Below are 22,425 nucleotides of genomic sequence, written 5' to 3'. Positions count from 1 at the left end.
ACCGCCCCACAGATGGCGACGCCGACCCGCGTTCCGGGCGCCCGGTTTTCATGGCGCATTTATCCAGATCGCGACACACTCATTCAGCTTGTTTTACCGTAGGGCCGAACCGCCCCCACCCACGCCAGCGAACCGACTCCCATGCGACCGCTTCCCACCCTGCTCACGCTCGCAATCGCCGCCGCCTTCGGTGGCTTCGTTGCCACCGGCATCAATGCCCACCTGGACAACCGCGCCGACGCCGCGCCGCTGCCTGCGGTACTGCCGACCACGGCGGCATTGCCGGCCTCGGTGGCCGGACAGGCGGTGCCGTCGCTGGCACCGATGCTGGAGAAGGCGATGCCGGCCGTGGTCAGCGTCAACACCAAGCAGGTGGTGCGCGTGCGCAACCCCTTCTTCAACGACCCGTTCTTCCGCCGCCTGTTCCCGGACATCCCGCAGGAACGCATCAACGAATCGCTGGGCTCGGGCGTGATCATCGACGCCAAGGAGGGCCTGGTGCTGACCAACCACCACGTCATCGACAACGCCGATGACGTGCAGGTGACACTGGCCGACGGGCGCACGGTCAAGGCCGAGTTCCTCGGTTCGGACCGCGATACCGACATCGCGCTGATCCGCATCCCGGCGCAGAACCTGACCGACATCAAGCTCGGCAACAGCGACCAGCTTCGGGTCGGTGACTTCGTGGTGGCCATCGGCAACCCGTTCGGCTTCAGCCAGACGGTCACCTCCGGCATCGTCTCGGCGGTGGGCCGCAGCGGCATCCGCGGGCTGGGCTACCAGAACTTCATCCAGACCGATGCGTCGATCAACCCGGGCAACTCCGGTGGCGCGCTGGTCGACCTGCAGGGCCAGCTGGTCGGCATCAATACCGCCAGCTTCAACCCGCAGGGCAGCATGGCCGGCAACATCGGCCTGGGCCTGGCGATCCCCTCCAACCTGGCGCGCAGCGTGGTCGACCAGCTGGTAAAGCACGGCGTAGTGGTGCGCGGCACGCTGGGCGTGGAGAGCCAGAACCTGACCGCGCAGATCGCGCAGGGGTTGGGCCTGGGCGAAACGCGGGGTGCGCTGATCACCCGCGTGCTGGCCGGTTCGGCCGCTGCGACCGCCGGCCTGAAGCCGGGCGACGTGGTGGTCTCGGCCAACGGCCAGCGCGTGGACAGCGCAGAAGCCCTGCACAACGTGGAAGGCCTGGCGGCGGTCGGCAGCACGCTGACGCTGGACGTGCGCCGCGAGGGCAAGCCGCTGCAGATCAAGGCAACCTTGAAGGAACAGGCGCGCGCGGTCACCGGCGAGAGCCTGGACCCGCGCCTGACCGGGGCCACCTTCGTCGACCTGCCCGAGTCGCTGCGCCAGTCCGGTGTCGGTGGCGTGCTGGTCAGCGAGGTCAAGCGCGGCAGCCGCGCGGCCACCAACGGCCTGCAGCAGGGCGACATCATCACCGATGCCACCGTGGGCGAATTCGCCGACCTGGCCAGCTGGCGCGCCAACTTCCAGCAGCGCCCGCCGACCCTGGTGATACGCGTGCTGCGCAACAATGGCCAGCAGCAGGGCCAGCTCGTGATGCGCTGATCGCCCTGCCGTAACACCCCCTATACCCCGGCAATGCTATTGCTGTCAGTCCAGGTCGGCACCGCCGACTCCCGTTCCCCCATCGCAACAGGAGTGATTCGATGAGCCCCACCAATACCGAGAACCTGAAGGAACACCTGGGTGAAGCCGGTTCCCATCTGAAGCAGGCCGCGTCGGCCGCCGGCGGTGCAATCAAGGGTGCAACCGGCGCAGCCGGCGACGAACTGCGCATCGGCAAGGCCAACGTCAAGGCTGAACTGTCCGACAGCGCGCTGTCCGGCCTGGCCGCCGCCGAGTTTGGTGGTGCAGCCGCCAAGGAACAGGTCGACGCGCTGATGGACAAGGGCAAGGACCTGATCGACAGCGCCGCTGAGCTGATCCGTGAACGTCCGCTGGCCTCGTTCGGTGTCGCCTTCGCTGCCGGCTGGATCATCGCCAAGCTGGCCCGCGGCAGTAGCGACAAGTAAGCCGCGGCGTGAGCGAAGACAACGCGCAAGCGCCTGATCCGGCGGCTACCCCGCCGCTGGATGAGAGCATCCGCCAGGTCGGCGCGGCCGGTCGTGCCGCTACCGATTCTGCCAAGCACACGCTGCGCTCGCTGCGCCGGTTGGCCTCGGCCGACTTCGCGCTGGCGCGTAGTGCATTCGGTCGCGCGCTGGCCTGGGCCGGCGTGGCGATCGTGTTCGGTGCCTCGGCCTGGCTGCTGATGGCCGCCACCCTCATCGCCCTGCTGCAGAGCTGGGGCCTGAGCTGGCTGCAGGCGCTGCTGATCACCTCGCTGCTGAGCCTGGCCGTCACCGGTTATGCGATCTGGCGGGTGTCCTACTTCTTCCACCACACCGGCATGCACGCTACCCGGCGCCAGCTGTCACGCCTGGGCCTGTTCGACGAACCCAGCGAAGACGATCCCGATGCCGAAGTGCAGCTGCCCGAGGGCAAGCCATGAAGTTCGGCGCGCTGCAACGGCGTGTGAAACGCTGCGAACAAGTGGTGACCGTGCGCCTGGGCGAAACCCAGGACCACTGGTCCACGCTCAGCGACGTCTGGCGAAAGGGCTGGTCGCCGCTGCGCATCGTGGTGGTCGGCCTGGCCGGTGGCTTCATCGCCGGCAAGCTGGAAGTGCCGGGCAAGGTCAACGGTGCCCGCTGGCTGCAAATGGTGGGTTCGGTCTCGAACCTGTTCGCCAGTGCACAGGCGGCGTTCGCCACGGCGATGGCGGCGCAGGCCGCAGCCACTGCCGACGACGCGGCTGAGGAAGCCGACGAAGCCAGCGAACAGGCACAGGCGGCGGCCTCCGCTGCCGAGCCACGGCCGGCACCGGCTCCACGTTCCGTGCCGGAGCCAGAACCGGAACCGGACCTGCGCGGACCGCGTCCGGCCGAAGCGGCTACCGAGCTGTCCGAACGTTGATCCATGGAATCCGCCGCGCCGATCGCGGCCGGCGGATAATGCGCTCCCCTTCCCGGTTGGTGCGTCGATGAGCGAGTCCCTCCTGTCCCCGTCACCGGCCGGCCCCGAACAGCCCGACGCCCCGTTGCCGCCACCGTCGCGTCCGCGCGGACCGATGTCGCTGGTGGTGCTGGCGACCCTGGCGGTGGGCTACACGCTGTGGGCGGCACAGGACATCATCCTGCCGGTGCTGCTGGCGATGTTCTTCGCACTGGTCGGCAATCCGATCCTGCGCCTGCTGCAGAAGCTGTGGATTCCGCGTGCGCTGGCCGCTCTGCTGATCCTCGGCGCGGGCCTGGGCGTGACCGGTTCGCTGGCGGTGCAGTTGATCGGCCCGGCAATGGAATGGGCACAGGAAGCACCGCAGCAGCTGCGCAAGATCGCCCGCCAGGTGCAGGACCTGACCAAGCCGGTGCAGCAGGCCAACCAGGCTGCGGAGAACTTCGCCCGTGTTGCCGGTGGCGACAGCAACCGCAAGGTGCAGGTGATCCGCGCCCAGCTCGATGACCCGTACCGCATGTTGACCCGTGCGCCGCGGCTGGCCGCCTCGGTGCTGGCGGTGGTGCTGCTGACCCTGTTCTTCATGATCTACGGGCAGAGCCTGCAACGCGCGGCGATCGCCCTGTTCCCGAACCGTCAGCAGCAGCGCTTCACCAGTGACATCCTGCGTTCGATCGAGCGCGAGGTGTCGCGCTATGTGCTGACCATCAGCGTGATCAACACCCTGGTCGGGCTGGTGTTCGCCGGCGTACTGATGCTGCTCGGCATCGGCCTGCAGGAAGCGTTGCTGTGGGGCACGGTGGCCGCACTGCTGAATTTCGCTCCGTATGTGGGTCCGTTGATCGGCGTGGCGCTGATGCTGCTGATGGGCTTCGTGGAATTCCGCGACCCGCTGCAGGCCCTGCTGCCAGCCGCCGCCTACCTGGGCCTGCACACCCTGGAAGGGCAGATGGTGACCCCGATCGTGCTGGGCCGTCGCATGAAACTGTCGCCACTGGTGCTGATCCTGGCGCTGATGGTGTTCGGCTGGGCCTGGGGCATGATCGGCCTGCTGCTGGCGGTGCCGCTGCTGGTCTGCATCAAGCTGGTGCTGGCGCGGCTGGACGGGATGCAGGGCTGGGCGCGTCTGCTGGAATGAAAGCCCGCGCGGGCAGGGGTAGAATGGCGGGGTGAATTTCCCCGTCCAAGCCATCACCCTCGACCTTGACGACACGCTGTGGCCGTTCGCTCCGATCGGCGCCCGCATCGACCTGGTCCTGCACGAGTGGATGCGTGAACACAGCCCCGCCACGGCCGAGATGTATCCGGTGGCGGCGATGCGCGAACTGCGCGAGCGCCTGTACCACGCCCATCCGCACCTCCATCACGACCTGAGCGCACTGCGCCGGCTGACCCTGCACGAAGCGCTGCACACCAGTGGTGCCAGCCTGGATCTGCTGGAGCCGGCGTATGACGTGTTCTTCGCCGCGCGCAACCAGGTCGAGTGCTACCCCGATGCGATCGACGCACTGGCGCGGATTGCCGCGCGGGTGCCGGTGGCGGCGCTGAGCAACGGCAATGCCGATCTGGAGCGGATCGGCCTGGCCCATCATTTCGCCTTCCAGCTGGGCGCGCGCGAACACGGCGCGGCCAAGCCGGAGGCGAGCATCTTCCACGCCGCCTGCGCCCGCCTGGGTGTTGCGCCGGCGCAGGTACTGCACGTCGGCGACCACGCCGAAATGGACGTGGCCGGGGCGATCGCCGCCGGCCTTCGCGGCTGCTGGATCAACCGCGAAGCAGCCACCTGGACCCATCCGCAGCTGCAGCCGGACCTGCAGTTCGACACCCTCACCGGCCTGGCCGACTGGTTGGATGCCAACCTCGACGCTGCCGCACCCCGGAGTACCTGACGCATGAGCGAGATCACTGGTTTCACTGCCGACACCGCCGCAGCACTGCCGCTGTACGTGCTGGACCGCGAGCAGTTCGCGTCCTGGAAGGACGGCCAGCCAGCCGCCACCCAGGCATGGCTGGCGTCGCAGGGCTTCACCGCCGGTGCCTTCACCACGGCGTTGCTGCCCGGCGCCGATGGCCTGGCCGGTGCGGTGATCGGCGTGGGTGATCGTGGCGATGCCTACAGCTACTCGCATGCCCCGCATGCCCTGCCGGAAGGCAGCGTGTGGCAGCTGGCCAGCGAACTGCCGGCCGCCGAACTGGCGCTGCTGCAGCTGGGCTGGGGCCTGGGCAGCTACCGCTTCGATCGCTACCGCAAGCGCCACCGTGCACCGGCACGCCTGGTGGCTGAGCCGACCGGCGAAGTGGCCGACCTGATCGCCGCCAGCCTGCGCGTGCGCGACTGGGTCAACACCCCGACCGAAGACATGGGTCCGCAGCAGCTGGAAGACGCCGCGCGCGCGCTGGCCGATGCGCACGGTGCGCAGGTCGAGGCGATCACCGGCGATGAACTGCTGAAGCAGAACTTCCCGGCCATCCATGCCGTCGGCCGCGCCTCGCACCGCGCACCGCGCCTGGTCGTGCTGCGCTGGGGCAAGGACACCGATCCGGCACTGGTGCTGGTCGGCAAGGGCGTGTGCTTCGATACCGGCGGCCTGGACATCAAACCGGCCGACGGCATGCGCAACATGAAGAAGGACATGGGCGGTGCCGCGCATGCACTGGCCCTGGCCGGCCTGGTGATGGCGCGCGGCCTGCCGGTGCGCCTGACCCTGCTGGTGCCGGCGGTGGAAAACGCGATCGGCCCCGATGCCTTCCGCCCGGGCGAAGTGATCGCCACCCGCAAGGGCCTGAGCGTGGAGATCGACAACACCGACGCCGAAGGCCGCGTGATCCTGTGCGATGCGCTGACCTTCGCCAGCGAGCAGAAACCGGACCTGGTGCTGGACTTCGCCACCCTTACCGGCGCTGCGCGCATCGCGCTGGGCCCGGACCTGCCGGCGCTCTTCAGCAACGACGACAGCGTGGCCCAGCAGTGGCTGCAGGCCGGCGACGCGACCCGCGACCCGGTCTGGCGCATGCCGCTGTGGCGCCCCTACCTGCGTTACCTGAGCAGCGGCATCGCCGACCTGGCCAACGCCGGTTCGCGCATGGCCGGCTCGGTCACCGCCGCGCTGTACCTGGAACGCTTCCTGGAAGACGGCCAGCGCTGGGCACATCTGGACGTGTATGCCTGGAACGACGGCGAACGCCCGGGCCGGCCGGCTGGCGGCGAAGCGCTGGCGCTGCGCTCGGCGTGGGCGATGCTGAAGCAGCGCTACAGCTGATCGGGTGGGTGCCGACCTTGGTCGGCACGCCGTCCCCGGCAAACTTGACGAAAAATTGAATACCGGGCCTGGAAGGGTTCTGCGAGGATGTGTGGGTCGACCACCCACACGCTCCGTGAAGGCAGGACTCCGACCATGTCGCTCTTCCGCTACACCCGCGCCGGCCAGACAGCGGGCGCGCCGCGCAAGCATTCCCCACTGCTCTGGATCGCACTGATCGCACTCATTCTGGGTGCGGTGGCGCTGGCCTTCGCCTGGTTGGCCGGCTGGATTGGCGGCCGCCTGACCGCGCAGCGCTTCACCGACACCATCGAGGCCACCGGCCCGGCCCATCCGGGCTTCCGCCGTGCGCACAGCAAGGGCGTGTGTGTAAGCGGTTGGTTCGAACCCAGTGCGCAGGCCCCCACCCTGTCCAGCGCCCGCGTGTTCTCGCAGCGCCGCGTGCCGGTGATGGGTCGCCTGTCGATCGGCGGCGGCGACCCGTACGGCGCCGACAACACCGCGCGCGTACGCAGCCTCGCGGTGCAGATGGTCAGCGATGATGGCCAGGAATGGCGCATGGCGATGAACAGCTTCCCGTTCTTCGCCGTGCCCAACGCCGAGGCGTTCTACGCGCAGACGCGCGCCTCCATCCCGGACCCGGCCACCGGCAAGCCCGACCCGCAGAAAATGGCCGCGGTGCTGGCGAAATACCCCAGTGCACAAGCGTTCCAGCAGTGGGCCAAGACCGCGCCGTGGACCAGCAGCTGGGCTGACACCACCTTCAACAGCGTCAACAGCTTCTGGTTCACCAACGCGCAGGGCCAGAAACGCGCGGTGCGCTGGCGCTGGCAGCCGCAGGCGCCGGTGGTCGAGATGGATGCGGAAACGCGCAAGAACGCCAGCGTCGATTTCCTCAGCCAGGAACTGCAGCAGCGCCTGGCCAGCGGCCCGGTGCGCTGGAACCTGGTCGTGACCACCGCCGAGCCCGGCGATGCCATCGATGATCCGTCGGTACCGTGGCCCGAATCGCGTGATCAGGTGGTGGCCGGCGTGCTCAGCCTGGACCGCCTGCAGTCGCAGGAAGAAGGCGCCTGCGGCCAGATCAACTTCGATCCGCTGATCCTGCCCAGTGGCGTGCGTGGCAGTGACGATCCGATCCTGGCCGCCCGCTCGGCGGTGTATTCGCAGTCCTTCAACCGCCGCGAACGCGAGCGCGCCACCGGCAACGTCGAGCAACCGAAGGAGGCCGCAAGATGAGCACCGGCAACGGCCACTTCAACCTGCTCGCGCGCGTGCTGCACTGGTCCATGGCACTGATGATCATCGCCATGCTGTTCATCGGCGTGACTATGGTCGCTTCGTTGCATCTGCGGCCGATGCTGATCGATCTGCATCGCCCGTTGGGCATCGCCATCGGCGTACTGGTGCTGCTGCGCCTGTACAACCGGCTGCGCCATCGCCCGCCACCGCTGCCGGCGGATCTGCCGGTATGGCAGGTGATGGCGGCCAAAGCCTCGCACTGGATGCTGTATGCACTGATGCTGGCAATGCCACTGATCGGCTGGGCGATGCTGTCGGCCGGCGGTTACCCGATCGTGCTGTGGGGCGGCCTGCACCTGCCGCCGATCGTGCCGCATACCCCGGCGCTGTATGCCGCGTTGCGCAATGCGCACAGCCTGCTGGCGTATGTGTTGTTCGCCACGGTGCTGATGCATGTGGGTGCGGCGCTGTTCCACCTGTGGGTGCGGCGTGATGGGGTGTTCCAGGCGATGGCGCGCGGGAAGGATTGAAAGGGTTCGCCGGGTGTTCCCGGCGGATCGTTTCCGCGACCGCGGAGGGTGTCGCTTTTCTTTTCACGCGAAAAGAAAAGTAACCAAAAGAAACGCGCCGCCAGAGCGCGAGCCGGTGCTGCGCACCGGTGCCCTGTGCTTCTCGGTGAATCAGGGGACGGCGCCGAACTCGCTGCGCTCAAACACCGGCGCCTCTTCGCCCCTGATTCCCCTGCGATGCTCGGCTCGCTCAAGGCGGACCCAAGGTCAAATGCCACAGCTGCACCCAGTAGATCCACGCCATGCGTGGATGCTCTAGCTGTTGATCTTGCCCTTCAAGTCCGCCTTGAGCGAGCCGAGCACCGCAGGTCCGGCGAGGGCGAAGAGGTGCGGGTGTCTGAGCGCAGCGAGTTCCCGCACCGTCCCTCGACGGACCGAGGAGCGCAGGGCACCGGCGTGCGAAGCGCGCCGGCTCGCGGCCGGCGGAGCGTTTCTTTGGTTCCTTTCTTGATGGCGCACATCCATGTGCGCCACCCTGCGGGCCGGCTACGCCGTTCCACGCTGCTCCTGCAGCGTGGTGCACGAGCAAAGAAAGTGACACCCACCCGCGGTCGCGGAAACGATATCATTGGGAACAGCAGGCCGCCCCTACAACCACCCCTTCTGCCGCGCCAGCCGATACGCCTCGATCCGATTGGCCACGCCCAGCTTGCCGATGCACTCGGACAGGTAGTTGCGCACCGTACCGTGCGACAACCCCAGCTGCTCGGCGATCTCACTGGCGGTGCGGCCCTCGCCCGCCAGCCGCAGCACGCGGCGTTCGCGGTCGGTCAGCGGGTCGGCCTGCGACCACGCATCCAGTGCCAGCTGCGGGTCGATCGCGCGGATGCCCTGCTTCACCTTGCGCAGGGTATCGGCCAGGTTCTCGGCCGGTGCGTCCTTCAGCAGGTAGCCCAGCACGCCCGCCTCCAGCGCACGGCGCAGGAAGCCGGCACGGGCGAAGGTGGTCACGATCACCACCTTGATCGGCAGCTCCTGGCGGGCGATGCGCTGCGCCAGTTCCAGACCGGACAAGCCGGGCATCTCGATGTCGGTCACGAGGATGTCCGGCTGCAGCTGCTGCAACATCCGCCAGGCGGCCTCGCCATCGGCAGCACTGCCCAGCACTTCGATGTCCGGCTCCAGGCCCAGCAGCGCCGACAGTGCGCCGCGCACCATGGCCTGGTCTTCGGCCAGCAGGATGCGGATCATGCGGCACCGTCCTGCGCCAACGACGTGGGCGACAGCGGCGTGGTCGCGGCCATCAACGGCACGCGTACCGTCAGCACGGTGCCCGCCCCGCGCGGCGACTGCAGCGTCAACTGGCCACCCAGTGCTGCGGCCCGCTCACGCATGCCACTCAACCCATTGCCCTCGGCCTGCACGCCGCCACGGCCGTCATCGCGTATCTGCATCGCCAACTGTCGTTCCTCAAGCATGAAATCCACCTGCACCCGGGTCGCCTGCGCATGGCGCACGATGTTGGTCGCCGCCTCGCGCAGCACCAACGCCAGCCCGCGCTCCACCTCCACCGGCATCGCAGGTGGCGTCGTGTACTGCAGATGCACCTGCTGGCATTCCAGCAGCAGGCGCGCCGATGCCAGCTCGCCAGCAAGGTCGCTGGCGCGGATGCCGGTCACTGCACTGCGCACCTGTGCCAGCGCTTCGCGTGCAATGTCCTCGGCCTCGCCGATCTCCTGCCGTGCACGCGCGTCATCGCGATCGTAGAGCTTGCGTGCCAGCTCCAGCTTCAGCGTGATCAGCGACAGCGTGTGCCCCAGCAGGTCGTGCAGGTCGCGGCCGATACGCTCGCGCTCGGCGGTGGTGGCCAGTCGCCGCACCTCGTCCTGGGACAGCTGCAGGGCAACGTCGCGCTGCTGGCTCAGGGCCTCCACGTTCACCACCAGCCCGACGATGAACGACACCGCCGGCATCCACACCATGGCCTGCCACGGATAGCCGAAGTACAGCGCGGTGCCGCAGAACAGCAGGTTCAGCGCGGTCAGCTGCAGCAGGTACGCCCACCAGCTGCTGCGCCCGCTCATGCGGATCATCACGCAGCCGAACACGAAGTAGCTCAGTCCCGAGGGGTACCAGGGCAGCAGTACCAGGGCCAGCACGATCATGCCCAGCGCATAGCGCCACCCATGGTGCCGTGGCGACAGCATCACCCTGGCATAGAGCAGCAGGAACAACGGATAGCTGAGCAGGGTCAGCAGCAGCCAGCGCAGCGTGAAGCCATTGCCCAGCACCGGGGTGAGGAAGATCCATACCGACCACAGCAGGTGGATCGCTCCGCTCCAGGGCGACTTGCCACGTCGCAGCAGTTCGGCCACGGCCGAATCCGGCGCAGGGCGCAGCAGGGACGCAAGCCAGCTCGACGACACGAGAGAATCCAGGCGGGGACGATCGCTGCCGATCATGCCAGTTCAGCCGATCCGGCGCAGGCGGCGGCGCGCCAGCAGCAGCGCGACCACGGTGACCGCCAGCAGCACCAGCAGGTGGCCGGCCACGCTGCCCACTGCCGGCAGCCCGACCACCGGCAGCGCCAGCTGCGCCAGATGCCAGGTCGGCCACAGTGGGGCCATCGTCGAGAACAGCGTGGGCAGCGCCGACAGCGGCAGCCACAGGCCCGACAGCAGGGCCAGCGGCAGGTAGACCAGGTTGACCATCGCCGGTGCCGCGCTGGCACTGACATGGCTGCCGATCAGCAGGCCAATCGCCCCCAGCGGCAGCGCCGCCAGGCCCGCCACCGCCAGCAGCTGCACCATCTGCAACGCCTGCAGCTGCACGCCACCGAGCACGCGCGCGACGCCGATCAGCAGCAACGCCACCAGCAGCGCGAACATCACCGCCATCGCCAGCCGTGCCAGCAGCGGTGCCGCCGCCGGCATCGGCAGCGCGCGCTTGAGAGTCAGCAGGCCGCCTTCACGATCCAGCGCCAACTGCACGCCGAAGCCGAACAGGGCCGGGGCCATCGCGCCGAACACGCAGTAGGTGGCCAACAGGTACAACGGCGCATGACCGCGCCCCAGCAGCACGCCGAACAGCAGATAGAACAGCACCGGGAACAGCAGCGAGGGCACCGCGAACGCCGGCGTGCGCCAGGCCCGGCGCAGTTCGGCCTGCAGCTCGGCGCGGTAGGGGCGCAGTACGCGGCGCCATGAGGCTGCTGGCGCGCTGGCGGTACGGATCAGGGTGTTCATGCGGCCTCCCGGGTCAGATCGAGGAAGGCGTCGGCCAGCGCCGCGCCCTGTACTTCCAGTTCGCGCAGCTGCGCATCGGCGGCCAGCAGGCGCGCCACCACAGGCTCGGCCGGGCTCGCCAGCAGCTGCAGGTGCTCGGCGTCGCGCTGCACCTCCTGCACGCCCGGCCACTGCTGCACGTCCGCAATGGGCAACCCGCTGCGGCAGCGGATGCGGCGCGGCCGATCGGCCAGGCGCAGCTCGCTCAGCGGCGCGTCGGCCAGCACCCGGCCCTGCTCCAGCACCACCACCTGCAGCGCCAGCGCTTCGGCTTCCTCCAGGTAATGGGTGGTCAGCAGCACACCACAGCCTTCGGCCACCAGCTGCCGGATCGCCTGCCACATCGCCTGCCGCGCCTGGATGTCCAGGCCGGTGGTGGGCTCGTCCAGGAACAGCACTCGCGGGCGGCCACACAGCGCGATGGCGAACTGCACGGCGCGCTGCTGGCCACCTGACAGCTGGCCGTAGCGGCGGCGCGCGAGCGCCTGCAGGCCAGCACGCTGCAGCACCTCCTGCAACGGCATCGGGTCGGGATAGCAGGCGCTGGCCTGCGCCACCAGTTCGTCCACCTGCAGCATCGGCGGCAGGCTGGTGCTCTGCAGCATCACGCCCAGGCCGATACGGCTGGCGCGCTGCTGCGGGTCAGCGCCAAGCAGCTCGACCTGTCCGGCGTCGGCGCGGCGCAGGCCCAACAACACGCTGATCGCGGTACTCTTGCCGGCACCGTTGCGGCCCAGCAGCGCCAGCACTTGGCCAGCGCGTACCTGCAGGTCGATGCCATGCAGGGCGGTACGGTCGCGGTAACGCACCTGTACCTGCTGCAGGCGGGCCAGCGACGGGGCGATCGGATCCATGGGCGGTACCGGTAGCGGGGACGTTGCCATCCTGTGCCGCCGTGGTCACATTTCGCAGTTGCCGCCGTCAGTGTCATCGGGTGACAGCTGTCACTGCCGTCATCGCTGTGCCTGCCTTCATGCTGTGCCGCACGCTCCACCGCCGGAACCGCCGCCGTCCGCTCTTCCGGCCACACCCGCCCGAACGTCTGTGATGGAACGAATGAACGCTTCTGCCGAGCTGTTGAAGGAACTCCGTATCGACCGCAAGTCCCCGCCGCCCGCCTCCGGAGGGAGTGGCAGTGGTGGTGGCCGCCGCTGGCTGTGGATCGCGATCATCGTGGTCGTGCTGCTGGTCGCCGCCGTCGTCGCCTTCCTGTTCGGGCGTGCGCCGGTGGTGGAGGTGGAAACCGCACCCGCCGTGGCCATCCAGCAGGGCAGCGCCAGCAGTTCGGTGCTCGATGCCAGCGGCTACGTGGTCGCCCGGCGCATGGCCACGGTCTCGGCCAAGATCACCGGCAAGGTGCGCGAGGTGATGATCGAGGAAGGCATGCGCGTGGAGCAGGGCCAGATCATGGCCACGCTGGACCCGATCGATGCCGACGCGCAGCGTAGCCTGTATGCCTCGCAGCTGCAGGCCGCACGCAGCCAGGTGGCCGGTCTGGAGGCACAGCAGAAGCAGGCCGCCGCCGAAGCCAGCCGCCTGCAGGCACTGGTCGGCCAGCAGCTGGTGTCGCGCTCGCAGTACGACCAGGCGGTGGCCCAGCGCGACAGCCTGCGGGCACAGCTGGACACCGCACAGCGCAACGTCAAGGTGGCCAACGACCAGCTGGCCATCGCCGACCTGGGCGTGGACAACAACATCGTGCGCGCGCCGTTCTCCGGCGTGGTCACCGCCAAGGCTGCGCAGCCCGGCGAAATCGTTTCGCCGCTGTCGGCCGGCGGCGGCTTCACCCGCACCGGCATCGGCACCATCGTCGACATGGACTCGCTGGAGATCGAAGTCGAGGTCGGCGAAGCCTTCATCGGCCGCGTGCAGCCGAAGATGCCGGTGGAAGCCACGCTCAATGCCTACCCGGAATGGAAGATTCCCGGCGAGGTCATCGCCATCATCCCCACCGCCGACCGCGGCAAGGCCACGGTGAAGGTGCGCGTGGCGCTGAAGGTGAAGGACCCGCGCATCGTGCCGGAGATGGGCGTGCGGGTCAGCTTCCTGGAGCAGGCGCAGCCGCAGGCGGCCGCCAAGCCGCAGGGCGTGCGCGTGCCGGCGGGCGCCGTGGTGCAGCGCGAGAGCGTCTCGGTGGCCTTCGTGCTGGGTGATGAGAACCGCGTACAGCAGCGCACGGTCGAGGCCGGCCAGGCGATGGGCAAAGACCGCCAGATCCTCAAGGGCGTGAGCGCGGGTGAATCGGTGGTGGTCAACCCGCCGGACACCCTGCGCGACGGCGCCAAGGTGCAACAGAAACAAGCGCAGTAACGGCCTGGCGCCTGCGGGCGCCGCCGGCAACACCGCTCGACGCATGCCTGCGGCCACCGCCGTGGTGCTTCCCCGTTTCCCGCCTTCCGTGGAGAACCACCCATGTCGACCCTGGTTTCATTGCGCAACATCACCAAGACCTACCAGCGCGGCCCCGAAAAGGTGCAGGTGCTGCACGGCATCGACCTGGACATCGCCAGCGGCGACTTCGTCGCACTGATGGGTCCGTCCGGCTCAGGCAAGACCACCCTGCTCAACCTGATCGGCGGCCTGGACAACCCCAGCGGCGGCGAGATCAGCATCGAAGGCGAGCGCATCGACCAGATGAGCGGCGGCCAGCTGTCGACCTGGCGCAGCCACCACGTCGGCTTCGTGTTCCAGTTCTACAACCTGATGCCGATGCTGACCGCGCAGAAGAACGTGGAGCTGCCGCTGCTGCTGACCCATCTCAATGCCGCGCAGCGCCGCCGCAATGCCGAGATCGCGCTGACCCTGGTCGGCCTGGCCGACCGCCGCAACCACCGACCGAATGAGCTGTCCGGCGGCCAGCAGCAGCGCGTGGCGATCGCGCGGGCGATCGTCTCCGACCCGACCTTCCTGATCTGCGACGAGCCCACCGGCGACCTCGACCGCCAGTCCGCCGAGGAGATCCTCGGCCTGCTGCAGCAGCTCAACCGCGAGCATGGCAAGACCATCATCATGGTCACCCATGACCCGAAGGCCGCCGAGTACGCCACGCACACGGTGCACCTGGACAAGGGCGAGCTGGCCGACGCGCCGCTGGCCCACTGACGGAGGCCACGGCGATGAAATACTTCTCGTTGGTGTGGGCGCAGCTGTTCCGCAGCCGCACCCGTACATTGCTGACCCTGCTTTCGGTGGTGGCCGCCTTTCTGCTGTTCGGCATGCTCGATTCGGTCCGCGTGGCGTTCAATTCCGGCGGCAGCGTGGAGGGCGCCAATCGGCTGGTGGTGGCCTCACGACTGTCGATCACCCAATCGCTGCCGATCCGCCTGGAAGCGCAGGTGCGGCAGGTGGCCGGCGTGCGCGACGTGGCCTACGGCATGTGGTTCGGCGGCATCTACCAGGACCCGAAGAACTTCTTCCCGAACTTCTCGGTGTCACCCAACTACTTCGACGTCTACCGTGAACTGCAGATCGATCCGGCGCAGCTGGAAGACTGGAAGCAGACCCGCACCGGCGCCATCGTCGGCGAAACGCTGGCCAAGCAGTTCGGCTGGAAGATCGGCGACACCATCCCGCTGCAGGCAACCATCTTCCCGCGTGGCGGCAGCAATGACTGGCCGTTGGAACTGAAGGGCATCTTCCGCTCGAAGGACCGCACACAAGCGGGCAACGAAGAACGCCAGTTGATGATGAACTGGAAGTACTTCGATGAATCCAACGACTACATCAAGAACCAGGTGAGCTACTACACGATCACCCTGGACAACCCTGACCAGTCCTCGCGGGTGGCGCAGGCCATCGATGCGATTTCTGCCAACTCCGACCACGAGACCAAGACACAGACCGAATCGGCGTTCCAGCAGGCCTTCGTCAAGCAGTTCGCGGACATCGGCATGATCGTTACGTCGATCATGGGTGCGGTGTTCTTCACCCTGCTGCTGTTGACCGGCAACACCATGGCGCAGGCGGTGCGCGAGCGCGTGCCCGAACTGGCCACGCTGAAGACGCTGGGCTTCAAGGATGGCACCGTGCTGTCGCTGGTGATGATCGAGTCGGTGCTGCTGGTGGGCCTTGGCGGCCTGCTCGGCATGGTGCTGGCCTCGCTGGTGCTGCCGGTGGTGGCCGCGAACTTCGGCGGCGTGCTGCCCGCGCATGTGCCGTGGAATACTTGGCTGCTGGGCGTCGCCCTGGTGCTGCTGATCGGCACCATTGTCGGCCTGCTGCCCGCGCTGCGTGCCAAGCGCCTGAAGATCGTCGACGCACTGGCCGGCCGCTGAGGAGAACGCAGACATGTTCAAGAGCAAACTCAAGAAGTGGCTGGGCAACGGCGTGACGGTGCTGCTGCTGGTGATCGGCCTGGTGCTGTGGATCAGCCTGCCGTGGATCGGCGTGCTGGCCGTGGCCGTGCTGGTGGCACTGTGGCTGCTGCTGACCCGCGGTGGGCGACTTGCACTGGCCGCCACCCGCATCGGCGTGGCCAGCCTGCCGCAGCGCTGGGGCGCGTCCTCGGTGATCGTGGTCGGCATCGCTGGCGTGGTCGGCGTGCTGGTGGCGATGCTGGCGATGGGCGAAGGCTTCCAGGCCACGCTCAACAACACCGGCGATGACACCACCGCCATCGTGCTGCGCGGCGGCTCGCAGGCCGAAATCAACTCGGTCATCACCCGCGAACAGGTGCCGACGCTGTCCACCCTGCCCGGCATCAGCCGCGATGCCGAAGGCCGGCCGCTGCTGTCACCGGAGCTGTCGCAGGTGGTCAACCTGGTATCGAAGTCTGATGGCACCGACGTCAACGCGCAGTTCCGCGGCGTCGGCCCGCAGGCGTGGGCGTTGCATGACAAGGTCAAGATCGTCGAAGGCCGCACGTTCGCCACCGGCCTGCGCGAGATCGTGGTCGGCCAGGGCGCCAAGGGCCAGTTCCGCGATCTGGACGTTGGCAAGACGCTGACGCTGGGCAACCAGACCTGGACCGTGGTGGGTGTGTTCGCCACCGGCGATGCGCATGATTCGGAACTGTGGACCGACGCCGATACGCTGGCCACCACCTACCAGCGCAGTGCGTGGCAGTCGATCAGCGTGCGCACCGATGGCAAGGCCGGCTTCGAGCAGTTCAAGGCCGCCGTCGCCGCCGACCCGCGCCTGAAACTGGACGTGGAAACCACCCGCGTCTACTACAGCAAGCAGGGCGGCGGGCTGACCAAGCTGATCGACATCCTCGGCAAGGTGATCGGCACCATCATGGCGGTCGGTGCGGTGTTCGGCGCGCTCAACACCATGTACGCGGCGGTCGCCACGCGTGCGCGCGAGATCGCCACCATGCGCGCGATCGGCTTCCGCGGCCTGCCGGTGGTGACGGCGGTAATGCTGGAGACGATGCTGCTGGCACTGCTCGGCGGCCTGCTGGGGTGTGCGGTGGCATGGCTGCTGTTCAATGGCTACAGCGTGTCCACCATCGGCAGCAACTTCAGCGCAGTGGTGTTCAAGTTCCATGTGTCGCCGGAACTGCTGTGGACCGGCCTGAAATGGGCGCTGGGCATCGGCCTGGTCGGCGGCCTGTTCCCGGCGCTGCGCGCGGCGCGTTTGCCGATCACCACGGCGTTGCGCGAAACCTGAGCATCACGCAGCGACAGACTGCGCATCCTGCAGAGGGACGGAGCGAAAGCTCCGTCCCTTTTTCGTTGCCGAACTCAGAAATCCGCCGCCGCGGCATCAGACGGCAGGGCGCGCAGTGCCAGATGCTGACGCAGGGCTTCTTCAGGCGCATATGCCGTGCCCAGCGCGTGCTGCTCGCCCGTCTGCCTGTCGAAGAAGATCGGCCCATTGCCGGCCAGCGCGTCTGAGATCTCGCCGGATTGCAGGTAGCGCAACGACTGGAAGCAGAACAGCCAGCCTTCGACCACCTCATGCTCGTTCGTGATGACAACCGGTTCTTCGTCGTCGACAAGTGCAGCCTCCACGCGACGGCGTGCCTCTTCAAGATGAATCACTCCTTCATCTCCTTCGTTCGGTGACAACGAGACGAGCATTCCATGCAGGTGGGCGCGTCGCAACTGAAGAGCGCCTGGGCATGGTTGTGCACTGCGACGTGTTGTCGCAACCGCTCAAGCATGCCGGGTTTGTGCCGCTATCGATGCCTCTGCCCATCGCAAACGCAGCGCGCGTGACGCAGCGCACAGCGCATCTGTGGATTGTTGGTTGCGATTCATTTTCGCGCACTTCTATCGGCGTCGAGACAAACAGTTACGAATGGAAACATTCTAGAATCGCGCCCCCCACGTTGGTTTGCAGCACCCCACGCGCCCATAGAACGGGCGCATGTTTTTCCTGAAACACGAGATTTCACGGATGTCCCTGAAAACCACTCCGCTGCGCAACGCGATCGTCATCGCGCTGGCCGCCAGCTGCACCACCCCCGCCTTCGCACAGAGCACCGGCGACGCCACCACCACTCTCGACCGCATCGAAATCACCGGCTCGCGCATCCGCCAGGCCAGTGTCGAGACCGCACAGCCGGTGATCGCGCTCAACCGCGCCGAGATCGAGAAGAAGGGCTACGTCAACGTCGCCGACATCCTGCAGGACATTCCCGCCGCAGGTTCGCCGAGCATGGGCCGCGCGTCTTCGCTGACCTCCTCGCGCGACTTCGGCGGCATGTACGTCAGCCTGCGCAACCTCGGCCCGGAACGCAGCCTGGTGCTGATCGACGGCCGCCGCATGGGCGTCAGCGCCGGAGGCTACTCCGACCTGGCCTCGATTCCGTCGGCCATCGTCGAGCGCGTGGAAGTGCTGACCGATGGCGCGTCCGCGCTGTACGGCTCGGACGCCATCGCCGGCGTGGTCAACATCATCACCCGCAAGAACTTCGACGGTGGCCAAGCCAGCGTCTATGTCGGCCAGTACGGCCAGGGTGACGGCCAGAAGCGCTCCTACAGCGCCACCTTCGGCAAGACCTTCGACCGCGGCTGGTTCACCGTGGGTGCTGAGCGCACCAAGGAAGACGAAGTGCTGGGCAAGGATCGCGAGTTCAGCCGCTATCCCAACGGCCCGCGCCACCCGACCGACAACCTGAACGGCAACACCCCGTGGGGCTACGTCACCGTCGGTGGCAAGAACCTGACCGTGGGCCCGGGCGGCGATCCGAGCCAGAAGGGCAACTTCCACGCGCCGGATCCGGCCGATGGTGCCAACAGCAAGACCAACATGAGCCTGCTGACCGGCCTGGAGCGCACCTCGGTGTTCGCCAACGGCGGCTTCTCGATCACCGACGACCTGCGCATCGTCGCCGACGCGCTGTACAGCAAGCGCGAATCGACCAAGCAGCTGGCCGGCTACCCGTACTCGGTCAGCGCCGCCCAGGCGCGCAACGGCAGCCGTGCCGCCCTGTCCAAGGACAGCACGTTCAACCTGTGGGGCCAGGATGTGCTGTTCGCGCACCGCTCCGAGGAGCTGCCGCGCGGCACCGAGAACAATCTGGAGACCAAGCGCGCCAGCATCGGCCTGGAAGGCAGCTTCGAAACCGGTTCGCGGTACTGGGACTGGAACGTCAGCTACATGTACAACCGCAATGAAGGCGAGCGCATCGGTACCGGCAGCATGTACCAGCCGCACGTCAACCAGGCCGTCGGCCCGTCCTTCATGGATGGCAACGTGGCCCGCTGCGGCTCACCGGGTGCGGTGATCGCCGGCTGCGTGCCGTGGAACCCGGCTGCGCCGATGGGTTATACCGGCCCTGGCTCGCTGAGCAACCAGGACGTACAGGACTACCTGTTCGCCCGCTTCGTCGACAAGATGAAGAGCACCACCAAGGTGGCCAGCGCCAACATCTCCGGTTCGCTGTTCACCCTGCCGGCCGGCGACATCATGGGCGCGATGGGCTTCGAGCACCGCAGCGAAGAAGCCAGCTACACCCCGGACATGCGGGTGCAGAAGGGTGAGATTACCGGCACCACCGGCCAGCCGACCCGTGGCGACTACTCGCTCAACGAGGTCTACCTGGAGCTGCAGGTGCCACTGCTGGCCGATCTGCCGTTCGCGCGCGAACTGTCGCTGGACGTGGCCGGTCGCTACTCGGATTACAACAACTTCGGCTCGACCACCAACAGCAAGTTCGGCCTGAAGTGGAAGCCGATCGACAGCCTGCTGGTACGCGCCACCTACGGCACCGGCTTCCGTGCACCGACCGTGGATGACCTGTACGGTGGCACCGTCAGTACCCGCGATTCGTTCACCGATCCGTGCGATACCTCGTTCGGTACCGCGGCCACCAGCCCGACCGTTGCTGCCCGTTGCCAGGCGCTGAAGGTGCCGGCCAACTTCCGCCAGCTCAACAGCGATGGCACCGTTGCCACCAAGCCGGGCCAGCAGTCGACCGTCGACTTCAACTCGGGTTCCAACGCGGCGCTGAAGCCGGAAACCGCCAAGACCTGGACCGTGGGCCTGGTGTACAGCCCGGACTTCGTGGCCGGCCTGGATGTCAGCCTCGACTGGTGGAAGATCCGCATCAACAACGCCATCGTCTCCGAGACCACCAACAGCATTCTCGAGCAGTGCTATGTGCAGGGTTCGGACGCCGCCTGTGGCCGCTTCACCCGTGGCAGCAACGGCCAGGTCAACAGCCTGGACCGCTCGCTGGTCAATGCCGGTTTCCGCGAAACCGCCGGCTATGACATCAACGTGCGTTACCGCCTGCCGGAAACCACGTTCGGCCAGTTCGCCGTCAACTGGAACACCACCTACACCGACTACCTGAAGCAGCGCAACGACAACGCCGCGACCACGCCGGTGGAGCAGCGCACCAGCTGGGGCGGCGACTTCCGCGTCCGCTCGACCTTCAACCTGGATTGGCAGTACGGCGACCTCGGCATCGGCTGGACCGCGCGCTACTACTCCAGCATGAAGGAGAAGTGCTCGTACATGGACGAGTGCAACCTGCCGGGCTTCAGTTCGTCGTACACCAGTGCATCGCCGACCAACAAGGTGGGCTCCAACACCTTCCACGACCTGCAGGTGCGCTACAGCCTGCCGTGGGACGGCACCGTGTCGCTGGGCGTGAACAACGTCTTCGACCACCAGGGTCCGATCATGTACAGCCAGCCGAACAGCAGCTTCACCTACTACGGTGGCTTCGACATCGGCCGCTTCATGTACATGAAGTACCAGCAGCGCTTCTAAGCCTGCAACCGCGTTCCCGTCACAGCCAACTCTCTCCTGGCTGTGGATGGAAGCAGAGCGGCGCCCCTCGGGGCGCCGCTCTTTTTTGTGCACACGTGTCAGCCGAGCGGACGCGGCGCTAGCGCTTGGCGCGCATCGTGCGGATGTTGTCGCCGACGAACAGCACCAGGCCGGCCCAGATCGCGGCAAAGCCGATCGCCTTGGCGGTGTCGAACGCTTCGTGGAAGAAGAACACACCCAGCAGCAGCTGCAGGCTCGGCGCGATGTACTGCAGGATGCCGACCAGCGACAGCGGAATGCGCTTCACGCCGTAGGCGAAGCCGATCAGCGGCACGGCGGTGACTGCGCCGCCGAAGATCAGCAGCAGGTCGTTGCGCCAGCCCCAGCCATGGAAGAACGCGCCGCCATGGCCGTTCTCGGCCCAGATCGCGAAGGCCAGCGCCGGCAGGAACAGGTACATGCTTTCCACGCCCAGGCCGGCCACCGGGTCGACCGAAACCAGCTTGCGCAACAGGCCATACAGGCCGAACGAACAGGCCAGGCCCAGCGCGATCCACGGCGGTGTACCGGCGTCGATGGTCAGCCAGGCCACGCCCACCGCCGCCATTGCCACCGCCACCCACTGCAGGCGGCGCAGGCGTTCCTTCAGCACCAGCACGCCCAGCAGCACGTTCACCAGCGGGTTGATGAAGTAGCCCAGGCTGGTCTCGATGACATGGCCGGCGTTGACCGCCCAGATGTACAGGCCCCAGTTGAAGGCGATGGTCAGGCTCGACACCAGCAGGATCGGCAGCGCACGCGGCTGCGCGGCGATCTTCTGCCACCAGCCCAGGCGCGAGCTGATCAGCAGCCAGCCCAGCACCAGCACGGTGCTCCAGATGATGCGGTGGGCGATGATCTGGAACGAGGGCACCTCGTTGAGCAGGTGCCAGTACACCGGCACCAGGCCCCAGATCACGAAGGTGGACGCGGTGACCAGCAGGCCCCGGCGTTGTTCTTTCTCATCCATGCTCATTTCTTTCTCGTCCTTGCCATCGTCAGCACCACCACACCCAGAAGAATCACCACCATCGCCAACAGGTCGCGCCAGCCGAAACGCTCACCGTTGAGCAGTGCGCCCAGCAGCACCGCGATCACCGGATTGACGTACGCGTAGCTGCCCGCCAGCGCGGGGCGCACGTTCTGCAGCAGCCACACGTAGGCGGTGAACGCGACGATGGAGCCGAACACGCACAGGTAGGCCATCGCCAGCAGGCCACCGGTATCGGGCAGCGTGGTCGGGCGCTCGCCTACCGCCAGGCCGATCAGCACCAGCAGCACGCCGCCGCAGAGCATCTGCCCGGCAGCGGTCATGAACGGGCCCGGCAGGTCCAGCCCACGCGCCCACACCGAACCGAAGGCCCAGCCGATCGGCGCGATCAGCAGCAGCACCAGCCCGGTCGGCGAGGCCGTCAGGCTGCTGCCGGCGTTGAGCCAGACCACGCCCAGGAAGCCGATGGCGATGCCCAGCCATTCGCCACGGCTGGCGTGCTGGCCGCGCAGCGCCGAGAACAGCGCCATCCACAGCGGCACCGAGGCCACTGCGGTGGCGGCCAGGCCCGAGGACACCTCACGCTCGGCCAGCACCACCATGCCGTTGCCCAGCACCAGCATGGTCACGCCCATGATGACCAGGTTGCGCCACTGCCGCAGGGTCGGGTTCGGCATCTTCCAGAACAGGCGCAAGGCCAGGAACATCAGGCCACCGGCAATGATGAAGCGGCTGCCGGAGACCATCGTCAGCGGTAGCGCGCCGCCGTGCAGGGCCTTGGCGATGCCCAGGTAGGTCGAGCCCCAGACCACGTAGACCAGCAGCAGAGCCAGCGCGACAAGGCCACCCCGGGGGGCAGCCGCAGACGAAGAGGGGGGAGCCGACATGACACACCAGGGAGCCGGGGG

At 67.6% G+C, this 22,425-nt stretch carries 21 protein-coding genes; 14 read left to right on the top strand and 7 right to left on the bottom strand.

What is annotated here, in order from left to right:
• Positions 1–141 precede the first annotated feature (141 nt).
• From ACZLHH_RS01625 to ACZLHH_RS01585, 9 genes are all read left to right on the top strand, one after another.
• Entirely contained in the window at positions 142–1,575 is a 1,434-nt protein-coding gene (locus ACZLHH_RS01625; protein WP_049421476.1) for a Do family serine endopeptidase, read from the top strand.
• Positions 1,576–1,676: 101 nt separating this feature from the next.
• The gene (locus ACZLHH_RS01620; RefSeq protein ID WP_032128158.1) at positions 1,677–2,042 is read left to right on the top strand and encodes a hypothetical protein; all 366 of its coding nucleotides are present in this window, start codon (positions 1,677–1,679) and stop codon (positions 2,040–2,042) included.
• Between the two features lie 8 nt (positions 2,043–2,050).
• Positions 2,051–2,521, top strand: coding sequence for a phage holin family protein (locus tag ACZLHH_RS01615; RefSeq protein WP_071229378.1), 471 nt, complete (start codon positions 2,051–2,053; stop codon positions 2,519–2,521).
• Positions 2,518–2,985, top strand: a complete 468-nt coding sequence (locus tag ACZLHH_RS01610; protein WP_071229379.1) for a protein sip-5 — start codon at positions 2,518–2,520, stop codon at positions 2,983–2,985. Before ACZLHH_RS01615 ends, ACZLHH_RS01610 begins: the two co-directional genes overlap by 4 nt.
• A 67-nt stretch (positions 2,986–3,052) precedes the next feature.
• Complete coding sequence (locus tag ACZLHH_RS01605) at positions 3,053–4,162, top strand: AI-2E family transporter (RefSeq protein WP_071229380.1); 1,110 nt, start codon at positions 3,053–3,055, stop codon at positions 4,160–4,162.
• A 31-nt stretch (positions 4,163–4,193) separates the two neighbouring features.
• Entirely contained in the window at positions 4,194–4,913 is a 720-nt protein-coding gene (locus ACZLHH_RS01600; RefSeq protein WP_032128162.1) for an HAD family hydrolase, read from the top strand.
• A gap of 3 nt (positions 4,914–4,916) precedes the next feature.
• On the top strand, positions 4,917–6,284 hold the full coding sequence (locus tag ACZLHH_RS01595) for a leucyl aminopeptidase family protein (protein WP_049398105.1): 1,368 nt from the start codon (positions 4,917–4,919) through the stop codon (positions 6,282–6,284).
• Between the two features lie 135 nt (positions 6,285–6,419).
• Positions 6,420–7,523, top strand: coding sequence for a catalase family peroxidase (locus tag ACZLHH_RS01590; RefSeq protein ID WP_071229381.1), 1,104 nt, complete (start codon positions 6,420–6,422; stop codon positions 7,521–7,523).
• Positions 7,520–8,056: a cytochrome b gene (locus ACZLHH_RS01585; protein ID WP_012509795.1), complete on the top strand. Its 537-nt coding sequence runs from the start codon at positions 7,520–7,522 to the stop codon at positions 8,054–8,056. The genes ACZLHH_RS01590 and ACZLHH_RS01585 overlap by 4 nt, the downstream gene beginning before the upstream one ends.
• 627 nt (positions 8,057–8,683) lie before the next feature.
• Here the strand turns inward: ACZLHH_RS01585 and ACZLHH_RS01580 are convergent.
• Genes ACZLHH_RS01580 through ACZLHH_RS01565 form a run of 4 tightly spaced genes read right to left on the bottom strand, consistent with a single transcriptional unit; the run spans position 8,684 to position 12,173 of the window.
• Positions 8,684–9,286 (bottom strand): response regulator transcription factor, encoded by a 603-nt coding sequence (locus ACZLHH_RS01580; protein ID WP_071229382.1) that lies wholly within the window; start codon positions 9,284–9,286, stop codon positions 8,684–8,686.
• A complete protein-coding gene (locus ACZLHH_RS01575) occupies positions 9,283–10,497 on the bottom strand; it encodes a sensor histidine kinase (protein WP_071229383.1) in 1,215 nt (404 codons plus the stop codon). Before ACZLHH_RS01575 ends, ACZLHH_RS01580 begins: the two co-directional genes overlap by 4 nt.
• Positions 10,498–10,503: 6 nt before the next feature.
• Positions 10,504–11,280, bottom strand: a complete 777-nt coding sequence (locus tag ACZLHH_RS01570) for an ABC transporter permease (protein ID WP_071229384.1) — start codon at positions 11,278–11,280, stop codon at positions 10,504–10,506.
• Complete coding sequence (locus tag ACZLHH_RS01565) at positions 11,277–12,173, bottom strand: ABC transporter ATP-binding protein (protein WP_071229385.1); 897 nt, start codon at positions 12,171–12,173, stop codon at positions 11,277–11,279. The genes ACZLHH_RS01570 and ACZLHH_RS01565 overlap by 4 nt, the downstream gene beginning before the upstream one ends.
• Before the next feature lie 202 nt (positions 12,174–12,375).
• On the opposite strand from ACZLHH_RS01565, the gene ACZLHH_RS01560 reads away from it, so the two are divergent.
• The 4 genes from ACZLHH_RS01560 to ACZLHH_RS01545 all read left to right on the top strand — a co-directional run bounded on the left by ACZLHH_RS01560 (position 12,376) and on the right by ACZLHH_RS01545 (position 16,929).
• The gene (locus ACZLHH_RS01560) at positions 12,376–13,629 is read left to right on the top strand and encodes an efflux RND transporter periplasmic adaptor subunit (protein WP_071229386.1); all 1,254 of its coding nucleotides are present in this window, start codon (positions 12,376–12,378) and stop codon (positions 13,627–13,629) included.
• 102 nt (positions 13,630–13,731) lie between these two features.
• A complete protein-coding gene (locus ACZLHH_RS01555) occupies positions 13,732–14,421 on the top strand; it encodes an ABC transporter ATP-binding protein (RefSeq protein ID WP_071229387.1) in 690 nt (229 codons plus the stop codon).
• 14 nt (positions 14,422–14,435) lie between these two features.
• Positions 14,436–15,593: an ABC transporter permease gene (locus ACZLHH_RS01550; protein WP_071229388.1), complete on the top strand. Its 1,158-nt coding sequence runs from the start codon at positions 14,436–14,438 to the stop codon at positions 15,591–15,593.
• A 13-nt stretch (positions 15,594–15,606) separates the two neighbouring features.
• Positions 15,607–16,929, top strand: a complete 1,323-nt coding sequence (locus ACZLHH_RS01545; protein WP_071229389.1) for an ABC transporter permease — start codon at positions 15,607–15,609, stop codon at positions 16,927–16,929.
• 74 nt (positions 16,930–17,003) lie between these two features.
• Here ACZLHH_RS01545 and ACZLHH_RS01540 read toward each other — a convergent pair whose 3' ends face one another.
• Positions 17,004–17,303 (bottom strand): YrhB domain-containing protein, encoded by a 300-nt coding sequence (locus ACZLHH_RS01540; protein ID WP_071229390.1) that lies wholly within the window; start codon positions 17,301–17,303, stop codon positions 17,004–17,006.
• A gap of 358 nt (positions 17,304–17,661) precedes the next feature.
• Between ACZLHH_RS01540 and ACZLHH_RS01535 the strand changes: the two genes are divergently transcribed.
• Positions 17,662–20,487 carry a TonB-dependent receptor gene (locus ACZLHH_RS01535; RefSeq protein ID WP_071229391.1) on the top strand — a complete coding sequence of 942 codons (2,826 nt, stop codon included), beginning with the start codon at positions 17,662–17,664 and terminating at the stop codon, positions 20,485–20,487.
• A gap of 118 nt (positions 20,488–20,605) precedes the next feature.
• Here ACZLHH_RS01535 and rarD read toward each other — a convergent pair whose 3' ends face one another.
• A complete protein-coding gene (gene rarD, locus ACZLHH_RS01530; protein ID WP_032128173.1) occupies positions 20,606–21,502 on the bottom strand; it encodes an EamA family transporter RarD in 897 nt (298 codons plus the stop codon).
• Positions 21,499–22,404 carry a drug/metabolite exporter YedA gene (gene yedA / locus ACZLHH_RS01525; protein WP_032128174.1) on the bottom strand — a complete coding sequence of 302 codons (906 nt, stop codon included), beginning with the start codon at positions 22,402–22,404 and terminating at the stop codon, positions 21,499–21,501. The genes rarD and yedA overlap by 4 nt, the downstream gene beginning before the upstream one ends.
• Between the last annotated feature and the right edge of the window lie 21 nt (positions 22,405–22,425).

Source organism: Stenotrophomonas sp. 28608_Sma (genome assembly GCF_056486185.1).
The sequence above is the reverse complement of the archived record's forward strand: the minus strand, read 5'-3'. Positions and strand labels throughout refer to the sequence as shown.